The sequence below is a fragment of the Allokutzneria sp. NRRL B-24872 genome (genome assembly GCF_002155965.1).
Classification (GTDB): domain Bacteria; phylum Actinomycetota; class Actinomycetes; order Mycobacteriales; family Pseudonocardiaceae; genus Allokutzneria.
This window is the reverse complement of the sequence record NZ_MUMH01000450.1, coordinates 1-818: the sequence shown is the minus strand read 5'-3', so window position 1 is coordinate 818 and position 818 is coordinate 1. Positions and strand designations below refer to the sequence as shown.

Annotated in this window: 1 protein-coding gene and 1 pseudogene; both read right to left on the bottom strand. The window is 69.7% G+C overall.

The genetic code is table 11. The annotated features are described in order from the left end of the window. Positions 1–255: pseudogene (locus CCN37_RS38605) on the bottom strand (response regulator); the annotation flags it as partial. Positions 256–516: 261 nt separating this feature from the next. Further along, positions 517–818, bottom strand: a 302-nt coding sequence (locus tag CCN37_RS38600) for a hypothetical protein (RefSeq protein ID WP_210408439.1), incomplete at its 5' end; no start/stop codon positions are given.

Genomic DNA, 818 nt, shown 5'->3' with positions numbered 1-818 from the left:
CACCGGACCGAGTACGACGACCGCGACCTGCGGCCGCTCCTTCTTGATCTGCACCACCGGGTCGAACACCCCTGGTTCGGCGGGTGCCGCCGTGCCCAGCAGGCACACCTCCGGTGCCCGGCTCACCACCAGGTCCGCCGCGCCCGCGCTCGGTGCCGCCGCGGCGAGCACCCGGTGCCCGCGCAGCTTCAGCGCCGAGGCGAGCGCCTCCGCGAGCAGACGGTGGTCATCGACCACCATGAGTCGCACGCCCATGAGCTCCCCCCATTCGCTCAGGGGGGAAAGCTACACGCTTGTTCGACGTTGCGCGCCCCTTACCGGGCAGAAGCCCCCCGGAATGCCGAAATCCCGTCCATTAGTGCCTACTTGAGGTCCGGTTGACGTCTGAATCGGACCGATGCGGCCGGGTTCCGCGCGGGCGCGTGCCCCGGCGCTCCGCCGGAGCGAAAAGCGGCGGCCCTGCCCGTACGGTGAGTACGGGCAGGGCCGCCAGGAGCTGGGCGGACGCCGAAGGGGTCAGCTGGCGCCGAAGATGATCGCCAGCGGGTCGTCCTTGTCGTAGGCACCCGAGGGCTTGGTGGCGTAGACGTCGCTCATGAAGAGGTGCTTCGCGGAGTAGATGATCTCCGAGTAGCTGGGGCTGAACTTCGACTCCACCTCATGGGAGGAGACGGGGTTCTGCAGCAGCTTGGTCTTGGCGTACGACTTGGGGTCGATCCGCCAGACCGCGCCGCCGGCCTCCCAGGTGCTCTCCTGGTAGGCGAGGACGGAGCCGTCCTCGTCGAGCCCGAGCGGGGTGAGCGCGGCGCCCTTGACCC